The 11,864-nt window shown below is 68.3% G+C and carries 1 protein-coding gene; it reads right to left on the bottom strand.

Translation table 11 applies throughout. The annotated features are described in order from the left end of the window. Nucleotides 1-65 precede the first annotated feature (65 nt). Nucleotides 66-11,369 (bottom strand): DUF4214 domain-containing protein, encoded by an 11,304-nt coding sequence (locus EWM63_RS21395; RefSeq protein ID WP_130188347.1) that lies wholly within the window; start codon nucleotides 11,367-11,369, stop codon nucleotides 66-68. Nucleotides 11,370-11,864 lie beyond the last annotated feature (495 nt).

The raw sequence follows: 11,864 nt of genomic DNA, 5'->3' as shown, positions 1-11,864 counted from the left end.
CACTTGCAGCAAAAAAGTCGCGGCGCGGACCGGGGACCGGGCCGCGCCGCGCTGCACCGCATGCCTTACACGAGGTCGAACGTGCTCGACATGGTCCCCACCAGCGCCACCTTTTCCGCCGAGTCGGCGAAGGCGAGCAGCACGTCGCCGCGGTCGGCGTGGCCTTCGCCCAGCAGTCCGGTCCAGTACTGCACTTCCTCCGCGCCAGGCTCGCGATGCATGCCCGCGTGATACAGCGCCGTCACGAAGTCGGCATCGCCAAGCCCGCCGTACTGGCTGCGGCCCTCCACATCGGCCACGAACGCATCGGCGATCGATGCCATCGCCAGGCCGCTTTCATGCGCGGCGATCCAGAAGTTCAGCCCTCCCTCGTCCGGCGCGCGGTCGTAGAGCGTGCTGTACAACCGCACCAGCGTGCCCACGTCGGTATCGCCGAAATGCACGTCGGTCGGCATCGCCAGCTTTTCGGCGGAATCGGCGATCAGCAGCGCCACGTCGGCCCGGGCCGCGCCGCCTGCCAGCTGCCCGGGCCAGTAGGCGTCCCCCACGCTGTCGACCTCCCGGCCGAACACGTTGCGGTACAGCAGGCCGACAAAGGCCGTGTCGTCCAGCGCGTCGGGGCCGGCCTGCCCGTACAGTATGTGCGCGATATGCGACAGGCCCGCGCCCTGCCCGGCCATGACCACCAATGCATCCACGGTGGCCACGCTGGCGGGGTCGCCGGTCAGTGCCTCGACGAGGCGGCCCACCGTGCCGGCCGTGGACGTGTCGGCCCGCAGGAAGCGCAGTGTCTCCACGTTGCTGACGACGTCCGTGCCATCGATACCGCCGTCACGGTGCGCCATGACGAGGTTGCCGTCCACCACGCGCAGGCTGTAGTCGGACCGGCCGGCGCCGGCCAGTTGCACGATATCGTTGCCACTGCCGCCATCGACCATGTCGTCATGCTCGCCGCCGAAGACGATGTCGTCGCCTTCGTCGCCGAATACGCGATCGTTGCCGGCGGCGCTGCCAACGATATCGTTGCCGGCGCCGCCGTGCAGCACGTCGTCGCCCTCGCCCAGCATGATTTCCTGGGCAGCGCCGTCACCGAAGACGATCTGCGCCCCGGCACCGTTGACGATCCGCACGGCGCCCACCACCGCCGCGAACTCCACGTCGTTCAGCTCGATGCTCGTACCGGGCGGCAATCCACGGGCGTCGATTACCAGTGCCGTCGGCACGTGGCCGGCGGCGGCCGGTGCGCCGGTGATGATGAGCCGGCCGGGCACGGCATCCCCGGCGGCGATGGGCACGATGGTCTGCACCAGCAGTGCGCCCCCGTCGTCCAGCGTGCCGATGAAGCTGGTGCCGGCGCCGGTCAGCTGTGCCTGGTCGGCGGAACCATTGGCGGTATGCGCGCGGATCTCGCGAATCAGGTCGGTCGACGATGCGTCGACCGTCGTCGGCTGCGTCGCGCCACTGGCCTGCAGGCCATAGCCGATCGGCAGCTGCGCGGTCAGCAGGCTCGTGCCCGCCGCATTCGTCACGAGCGGGATGTCGGCCATGTCCACCGCTCCCACCTGCTCGACACGGCTCGCCGTCACGACCGGAATCGTCATGACCTGCGTTACCGAGCCATCGGCCTGGGTCTCGGTGACGGTCCGCACCACGAGGCCATCGATGGTGGCGTCGCCGAAAGGCGGCGGATCGACGGGTGGCGGGTCGACCGGCGGTGGATCGACCGGCGGCGGTGTCAGGATCGGCGGGGTGGTGTTCATGACCGGTGTCGCCGCCAGCGGCGCGGCATCATTGCCGGCCACATCCTGGATCGCAGCGGCATCGTTGCCCGCGGTCGGGTCGGCATACGCCACCGTCACCGGCTGGTCATGGCGCACCGCCGTGGCAAGCGTCAACGTGACCGTGCGGGCGTCGGCGTCGACAGCGACGACCGATACGGCCCTGGCCACGCCGGCCACCATGACCGTGAACGCACCGGCGGCCGGGCCATGCACCGCGTCGAGCAGGCCGGCCTCGTCGTACGACAGCACCAGCGTGCGGCCATTGACGCTGGCGTTGATGAATACCGGGGCGGTGGTATCGGGCAAGCTTCCCTGGACCAGCACCCCGTCCAGTGGCGGTACCTGGCCGGCCAGGGCCAGTGTCGCATCGTTGCCGGCGGCATCCGTGACCGTTCCACCGTCGAGGGTGATGCCGACGACGCTGATCCCGTCGGCATCGGCATCGCCCGGCTGCACCGTGTAACGGTAGGTGATCGTGTTGCCGGTGCTGGACAGGAATTGCGCATTGTGCACGGCGCCGCCGATGGCGAGGCCCAGCGTGCTCCCCGCACCGGCGACATCTACGACCTCGCTGAAGGTGACGGTAAAGTCGAGGTGCATGCCGGTGCTGTACACGCCATTGCCCGGCACCGCCACGCCGGTCACCACGGGCGCCTGCGTATCGACCAGGATTGCGCCGGTCGGCGGCAGGTGCCCGGCCAGCGACAGGGCCGCATCGTTGCCGGCCGCGTCACGGATCGTGCTCGTGCCCAGCGCCAGCGCGCCGATCGTGATGCCATCGGCATCGTTGTCGCCGGCCTGCACCGTGTAGCGGTACGTCACCGCGTTGGCACTGCTGGACAGGAAGGTGGCGCTGCGCGCGGCGCCGCCTATCGTCAGGCCCAGTGCGCTGTCGGCGCCGGTGACGATCACGCTTTCATTGAAGATCACCGTGAACTCCAGCTGCTCGCCCGCCGCGTAGGTGCCATCGGCGGACGTGCCCACGTGCGTCACCGATGGCGCCTGCGTATCGATCGGCCCCGGCACGGTTGTATCGACCCGCACGCCGCCCAGCGACGGCACATGGCCGGCCAGGACCAGCACCGCATCGTTGCCGGCGGCATCCGTGATGGTACTGCCGTTGAGGGAGATGCCGAAGACGCTGATGCCGTCCGCATCGGCATCGCCCGACTGCACGGTGTAGCGGTAAGTGATGACATTGCTGCCGCTGGACAGGAACGTCGCGGTGCGCAGCGTACCACCGACAACGAGATAGAGCGTGCCGTCGGTGCTGCTGATGGTCACGGCCTCGCTGAAGGCGACGGTAAAGTCGAGGTGCATGCCGGTGCCGTAAACGCCATTGCCCGGCACCGCGACGCCCGTCACCACGGGCGCCTGCGTATCGACCAGGATTGCGCCGGTCGGCGGCAGGCGGCCCGCCAGCGACAGGGCCGCATCGTTGCCGGCCGCGTCATGGATCGTGCTCGTGCCGAGCGACAGCGCGCCGATCGCGATGCCATCCCCATCGTTTTCCCCTGCCTGCACGGTATAGGTATAGGTCACCGAATTCCCGTTGCTCGACGCAAAGGCCGCTGCCCGGTTCACGCCGCCAACGTTCACGGTCAGCGTGCTGTCCGTGCCGGTGACCGCCACGTTGTCATCGAAGGTAATGGTAAAGGCCAGCGTGTCGCCCGCGGCATATGTGCCGGCCGCGGGAGCGGCGACACCGGTGACCGACGGCGCCTGCGCATCGACCAGCACCGCACCCAGCGGCGGCACGTGGCCGCCCAGGGCCAGCGCCGCATCGTTGCCGGCCGCATCCCTGATCGTGCTGCCGTTCAGTGCGATGCCGCCGACGGCAATGCCGTCCGCGTCGATGTCCCCCGGCAGCACCGTGTAGGCATACGTCAGCACCGGGCCCGCACTGGACACGAGCACGGCTTCGCGCGCTGCGCCACCGATCACCAGGCCAAGCACGCTGATGCCGCCTTGCACGGTGACGCTCGAATCGAACGTCACCGAAAATACCAGCGTGTCGCCGGCCGCATAGGTGCCGGGTGCGGGCACGCCGATGAAGCCGGCCACGGCGGGCGCATCGGCGTCGATCCGGATACCGCCCGTGCCGGGCAGGTGGCCCGCCAGCAGCAGCGATGCATCGTTGCCGGCCGCATCCCTGATCGTGCTCGTGCCCAGTGCCAGCGCACCGACGGTGATGCCATCGGCATCATTGTCACCCGCCTGCACCGTATAGCGGTAGGTGACCGTGCTGCCGGTGCTGGACAGGAACGTGGCGCTGCGCCCGATGCCGCCGATCGTCAGCGCCAGCGTGCCGTCAGTGCCGGTAACGGTCACCGCCTCGTCGAAGCTCACCGTGAAATCGAGGTGGTCCCCTGCCCCATGGACGCCGCTCAGCGGTACCGATACATCGGTCACGGCCGGCGGCTGCGTGTCCACCCTGATGCCGCCGGTCAGCGGCACGCGCCCGGCCAGCGACAGCGCGGCATCGTTGCCGGCCGCGTCGCGGATCGTGCCGGCACCCAGGCCGATGGCGCCGACCGCGATGCCGTCCGCATCGTTGTCGCCGGCCTGCACCGTGTAGCGATAAGTGATCGCGTTGCCACTGGCGGAAACGAACGCCGCGCTGCGCCCGATGCCGCCGATCGTCAGCGCCAGCGTGCCATCCGTGCCGGTAACGGTCACCGCCTCGTCGAAGGCGACCGTGAAATCGAGCACGGTGCCGGCCTTGTGCGTGCCATCCGGGGGTACCATCACGCCGGCCACGGCCGGCGCCCGCGTGTCCACTGTGATGCCGGCGGTCGGCGGCACGAGCCCGGCCAGCGACAGCACGGCATCGTTGCCGGCCGCGTCGCGAATTGCGCCGGCACCCAGGCTGATCGCCCCGATCGCGATGCCGTCGGCATCGTTGTCGCCTGCCTGCACGGTATAGCGATACGTCACCGTATTGCCGGTGCTGGACAGGAAAGCCGCACTGCGCCCGATGCCACCGATCGTCAGCGCCAGTGAGCCTTCTGTACCGGTGACGGTCACCGCGTCATCGAAGGTCACCGTGAAATCGAGCTGCGTGCCGGCGTCATGGACGCCATCCTGCGGCACGGCCACGCCGGTCACGGCCGGCGCCTGCGCATCCACCACGATGCCGCCGGTCGGCGGCACGTGCCCGGCCAGCGACAGCGCCGCATCGTTGCCGGCCGCGTCGCGGATCGTGCCGGCGCCCAGGCTGATGGCACCGATCGCGATACCGTCGGCATCGCTGTCGCCAGCCTGCACCGTGTAGCGATACGTCACCGTGTTGCCGGTGCTGGACAGGAATGCCGCACTGCGTGCGGTGCCGCCGACCGTCAGGGCCAGCGTGCCATCGGTACCGGTAACGGTGACAGCTTCGTCGAAGGCAACCGTGAAGTCGAGTGCGGTGCCGGCGCCGTGGGAACCCCCCGGCGGTACTGTCATGCCGGCCACCGCCGGCGCCCGCGTATCGACCACGATGCCACCGGTCGGCGGCACGTTTCCAGCCAGCGACAGCGCCGCATCATTGCCGGCCGCGTCGCGGATCGTGCCGGTGCCAGGATCGATTGCACCGATCGCGATGCCGTCCGCATCGTTGTCGCCTGCCTGAACGGTGTAGCGATACGTCACCGTGTTGCCGGTACTGGACAGGAAAGTCGCACTGCGTGCGGTGCCGCCGATCGCCAGGGCGAGCGTGCCGTCGGTGCCGGTAACGGTCACCGCTTCATCGAAGGCCACCGTGAAATCGAGCACGGTGCCGGCCTTGTGCGTGCCATCGGGCGGTACCGTCACGCCGGCCACGGCCGGCGCGCGCGTATCCACGGTGATGCCGGCGGTCGACGGCACGTGCCCGGCCAGCGACAGCGCCGCATCGTTGCCGGCCGCGTCGCGAATTGCGCCGGCACCCAGGCTGATCGCCCCGATCGCGATGCCGTCGGCATCGTTGTCGCCTGCCTGCACGGTATAGCGATACGTCACCGTATTGCCCGTGCTGGACAGGAATGCCGCACTGCGCCCAATGCCGCCGATCGTCAGGGCCAGCGAACCATCGGTGCCGGTGACGGTGACCGCTTCATCGAACGCAACGGTGAAATCAAGCACCGCACCGGCAGCACTCGCGCCGTCCGCCGGTACCGTGATGCCGGTCACTTCCGGTGCGCGCGCATCCACCACGATGCCGCCGGTCGGCGGCACGTGCCCGGCCAGCGACAGCGCCGCGTCGTTGCCGGCCGCGTCGCGGATCGCGCCGGTGCCGACGTCGATCGCACCGATCGCAATGCCATCCGCATCGCTGTCACCAGCCTGCACGGCATAGCGATAGGTTACGATGTTGCCGGTGCTGGACAGGAAAGTCGCCTCCCGTGCGGTGCCGCCGATCGTCAGGGCCAGCGCGCCATCCGTGCCGGTAACGAGCACGGCTTCGTCGAAGGCCACCGTGAAATCCAGTACCGCGCCAGCGCTGAGGGTGCCATTTTGAGGTACCGTCATGCCGGCCACCGCCGGTGCCTGCGTGTCCACCACGATGCCGGCGGTCGATGGCACGAGCCCGGTCAGCGACAGCGCCGCATCGTTGCCGGCCGCGTCCTTGATCGTGCCCGTGCCCAGTGCCAGCGCACCGATGGTGATGCCATCGGCATCGTTGTCGCCGGCCTGCACCGTGTAGCGGTACGTGACCGTGTTGCCGGTGCTGGACAGGAACGCGGCGTTGCGCCCGATGCCGCCGATCGCCAGGGCCAATGTGCCATCGGTACCGGAAATAGTGACCGCCTCATCGAACGTCACCGAAAAATCGAGCACGGTGCCGGCCTTGTGCGTGCCATCCGGCGGTACGGTCACGCTGGTGACCACGGGCGCCTGCGTATCGACCACGATGCCGGCGGTCGGCGGCACGTGCCCGGCCAGCGACAGCGCGGCATCGTTGCCGGCCGCATCGCGGATCGTGCCGGTGCCAGGATCGATCGCACCGACCGCGATGCCGTCCGCATCGTTGTCGCCCGCCTGCACGGTATAGCGATAGGTGATCGTGTTGCCGGTGCTGGACAGGAACGCTGCGCTACGCCCGATGCCGCCGATCGTCAGGGCCAGGGAGCCATCCGTTCCGGTGACGGTGACCGCCTCGTCGAACGCCACCGTGAAATCGAGCACCGCACCGGCGGCACGTACGCCGTCCGCCGGTATCGTCATGCCGGCCACCGCCGGCGCCTGCGCATCCACCACGATGCCACCGGTCGGCGGTACGTGCCCGGCCAGCGACAACGCCGCGTCATTGCCGGCCGCGTCGCGGATCGTGCCGGCGCCAGGATCGATCGCACCGATCGCGATGCCGTCCACATCGTTATCGCCTGCCTGCACGGTGTAGCGATACGTCACCGTATTGCCGGTGCTGGACAGGAACGTCGCACTGCGTGCGGTACCGCCGATCGTCAACGCCAGCGTGCCGTCGGTGCCGGTAACGGTAACCGCCTCGTCGAAGGCCACCGTGAAATCGAGAACCGCACCGGCGGCACGCAGGCCGTCCGCCGGTATCGTCATGCCGGCCACCGCCGGCGCCTGCGTATCCACGGAGATGCCTGCGGTCGACGGCACGTGCCCGGCCAGCGACAGCGCGGCATCGTTGCCGGCCGCGTCGCGGATCGTGCTCGTACCCAGTGCCAGCGCACCGACCGTGATGCCATCGGCATCGTTGTCGCCGGCCTGCACGGTGTAGCGATACGTCACCGTGTTGCCGGTGCTTGACAGGAACGTCGCACTGCGGCCCATGCCGCCGATCGTCAACGCCAGCGTGCCGTCAGTGCCGGTGACGGTCACCGCTTCATCGAACGCAACGGTGAAATCGAGAACCGCACCCGCGGCATGCGCACCGTCCGCCGGTACCGTCATGCCCGTCACCTCTGGTGCGCGCGCATCCAACACGATGCCGCTTGTCGGCGGCACGTGCCCGGCCAGCGACAGGGCGGCATCGTTGCCGGCTGCGTCGCGGATCGCGCCGGCACCCAGGCCGATCGCGCCAACCGTGATGCCGTCGGCATCGCTGTCGCCAGCCTGGACGGTGTAGCGATACGTCACCGTGTCGCCGGTGCTGGACAGGAACGTGGCGTTGCGTGCGCTGCCGCCGATCGTCAGGGACAGCGTGCCATCCGTGCCGGTAACGACCACCGCTTCGTCGAAAGCGACCGTGAAGTCGAGTTGCGTGCCAACGCCATGGATGCCGCCCAGCGGCACCGTCATGCCGGCCACCGCCGGCGCCTGCGTGTCCACCACGATGCCATCGGTCGGCGGCACCTGCCCGGCCAGGGACAGTGCCGCATCATTGCCGGCCGCATCGCGGATCGTGCTCGTGCCCAGTGCCAGCGCACCGACCGTGATGCCATCGGCATCGTTGTCGCCGGCCTGCACCGTGTAGCGGTAAGTCACCGTGTTGCCGGAGGCCGACAGGAACGTTGCATTACGTGCGGCGCCACCGATCGCCAGGGCCAGCGTGCCATCCATGCCGTTTACCGTCACCGCTTCGTCGAAGGTCACCGTGAAATCGAGCTGCGCGCCGGCGCCGTGGGAGCCACCCTGCGGTACCGATACGCCGGTTACCGCCGGCGCGCGCGCGTCCACCACGACGCCGGTTGTCGGTGGCACCTGCCCGGCCAGCGACAGCGCGGCATCGTTGCCGGCCGCGTCGCGGATCGCGCCGCTACCGGTGTTGATCGCGCCGACCGTGATGCCATCGGCATCGTTGTCGCCGGCCTGCACGGTGTAGCGATACGTGATCGTGGTGCCGGTGCTGGACAGGAAAGTCGCCTCCCGTACGGTGCCGCCGACCGTCAGCGCCAGGGTGCCATCGGTACCGGTAACGGTAACCGCCTCGTCGAAGGCAACTGTGAAGTCGAGTGCCGCGCCGGCGGTGTGCGTGCCATCCTGCGGTACGGTCACGCTGGCCACGGCCGGCGCCCGCGTATCCACCATGATGCCGGCGGTCGACGGCACGTACCCGGCCAGCGACAGCGCCGCATTGGTACCGGCCGCGTCGCGGATGGTCCCGGTGCCCAGGCCGATGGCGCCGACCGTGATGCCGTCGCCATCGTTGTCGCCGGCCTGCACGGTGTAGCGATAGGTAATCGTGTTGCCACTGCTCGACAGGAACGTGGCGTTGCGCCCGATGCCACCGATCGTCAGGGCCAGCGTGCCATCGGTACCGGTAACGATGATCGCCTCGTCGAAGGTCACCGAGAAGTCGAGCACCGTGCCGGCCTTGTGCGTGCCATCCGGCGGTACTGTCACGCTGGTGACCGAGGGCGCCTGCGTGTCCACCATGATGCCGGCGGTCGGCGGCACGCGCCCGGCCAGCGACAGCGCGGCATTGTTGCCGGCCGCATCGCGGATCGCGCCGGCACCCAGGTTGATGGCACCGACCGCGATGCCATCGGCATCGTTGTCGCCAGCCTGCACGGTATAGCGGTAGGTCACCGTTCTCGCGCCGCTGGACAGGAACGTCGCAGTACGTGCGGTGGCGCCGATCGTCAGCGCCAGCGTGCCGTCGGTGCCGGTGACGGTCACGTTTTCATCGAAAGTGACCGTGAAATCGAGCACCGTGCCGGCAGCGTGGGCGCCGTTCGGCGGTACCGCCACGGCGGTCACCGCCGGTGCCCGCGTGTCGACCAGGATGTTGGTTGTTGACGGCACATGCCTGAACAGCGTCAGCGAAGCGTCATTGCCGACCGCGTCGCGGATCGTGCTGGTGCCGGCATTCAGCGAGGTGACCGCAATGCCGTTCGTATCGTTGTCGCCCGCCTGCACCGTGTAGGTGTACGTGATCGAATTCTGCGTCTTCGAAGCGAAGGTGGCAAAGCGCCCCGTGCTGCCGATCGTCAGCCCCAGCGTGCTGTCGGTGCCCGTGATGATCACGTTATCATCGAAGACCACGTTGAAGGTCAGCGTTTCGCCGGCACGGTACGAGCCCGCTGCGGGGACGCCGATGTTGCCGAAGATGGAAGGCGGGGCACTGTCGACCAGCACGCCCGCGGTGCTGGCCACTCCTTGCAGCGCCAGCGCGGCGTTATTGCCGGTGGCATCCTTCAGGGTGGCGCCATTGGCCTGCAGCGAGCCGATCGTGATGCCGTCGGTATCGGACCTGTTGGTTGCCAGCGTGTGCTGGAAGACCAGCGCCGTGGTGCCGCTGCCGCTCACGTAGTTCGCGTAGAGAACCTGGCCGCCGACGTCCAGCGCGATGCGCGGGGTGCCGCCGCCGGTGCCGACGGTGACGGCGTCGTCGAACGTGACCGTGAATTGCAGCTGCCCGCCCATCGCATAGGTGCCCGCTGCCGGTACCGCGACTGCGACGACGGCGGGTGCGAGACTGTCGACCAGCACGCCCGCGGTGCTGGCCACACCATGCAGCGCGAGCGCGGCATCGTTGCCTGCGGCATCCCTCAGCGTGCCGCCATTGGCCGACAATGCGCCGATCGTGACGCCATCGTTATCGGTCATGCCGCCTGCCAGCGTGTGCTGGAAGACCAGCGACGTGGTGCCGCTGCCGCTCACGTAATGCGCGTGGACGGTCTGGCCGCCGATATTGAGCGCAATACGCGGGGTGCCGCCACTGGTGTCGACGATGACGGCTTCGTCGAGCGTGACCCTGAAATTGAGCTGGCCGCCCTGCCCGTACGTGCCCGCCGCCGGTACCGCGACCGCGACAATGGCCGGCGCGGCACTGCCGACCAGCACGCCGCTGGTGTCGCCCACGTCCTGCAGCGTGATGTCCGCCTCGTTGTACCCAAGGTCGTGAATGAAGGAGCCGTGCAGCATCAACCCCGTGACGGCGATACCGTCGGTGTCTTCCTGGCCTGGGAGCAGCGTGTAGCGGAACGTCAGCGTGTCGGTACCGGCGCCGCTCGCGTAGGCGGCCTGCACGGTCTGGCCGCCGATGGCGATGCCCAGCGTCGGCCAGCCGGCGCTCGTTTCAAGCAGCACCGTTTCATTGAACGTGACCGTGAAATCGAGATGCTCGCCGGCGCCATACGTGCCCACCGGCGGCACGCCGACCGATTCCATCACCGGTGGCGTTGTGTCCGACGGAAGGTCGCCCAGCATCAGGTCGCCGGGCCCCGTGGCGCTGAAGTTGGCAAAGCCGGTGGCGTCGGGGGAATACGTGGTCACCACCAGCACGTACGTATGTCCGGCAACCAGGGCCATGTTCGGCAGGTGGGACAGCCAGATGGCCGGCTCGCCATCTTCGTCCTCGAAATCGATGTCCTCGTTCGCGGCGATGACATTGACGAGCGGATCCTCCGGATCGAAGGTCGTGTCATACAGCCAGATCTGGGTATCGGACCTGCCGCCCGGGGCCAGCAGGCCCTGCGCGGCGTCCACCGTGATCGTGTAGTTGCCGCTGACGGTAGGCGTGAGTACCTGCGTGGCGTAGTTGTAGAGCCCGTTCTGCTCCGCCTGGTCGGTCGCAAGAATGTCTGTTGCGTACCAGATCGTGGAGAAGCCGGCGTCGTTGTCCAGGCCAGGGATGCTGCACGGCAGCAGCGGCCGGTAATATTGCTGCGTGCCGTCCAGAACAGCATCGAATTGCGTCGTTACGGTACTCATTGCGATTTCCCGGTTGTAATTTTCGGAACTGAAATCATGCCGCCGGGATATATCGTGGGATTGCCCTGGATCAAACTGTGCCGCGAAACGTCCGGGACAGTCGCGCCTTGACGACAGGAACGGTGCCATTCCTGTCCTTACCGCAAGACACATTACCAACACTTGCCTTTCGAGCATTGGCAAGGATGTATCTCTCCTGTTCACACAGGGACTGCATAGCCCATGCTGTCAGGTCGACCTTCTTTCACATCACACCAGGCGTGACTGATCCGTCCGGCCATGCGCAGGAAACCTGGGTATCGTTCATGAAGAGCCCTGCGGGATGCCGGGCGTTGGCAGGTGGGCCGAAACCGGCCGGGGTCGACATCGCGATGGTTTTGCGTAGTCGATGTCGCGGCGGGCGCTGGAAGAATTCCTGGCCGGAGAAGGAAGAAAAATCGAAGGCTGGCCGGCTGCACGCCGGCCAGATGGGGTCAACTCACGTTTCCCCAGCCA

This window comes from Pseudoduganella lutea, assembly GCF_004209755.1.
Classification (GTDB): domain Bacteria; phylum Pseudomonadota; class Gammaproteobacteria; order Burkholderiales; family Burkholderiaceae_D; genus Rugamonas; species Rugamonas lutea.
This window is presented reverse-complemented; position numbering and strand designations above follow the sequence as displayed.

Coding starts and splice junctions, on each gene's coding strand:
- EWM63_RS21395 (WP_130188347.1), bottom strand. CDS start 11,369: ATGAGTACCGTAACGACGCAATTCGATGCTGTTCTGGACGGCACGCAG.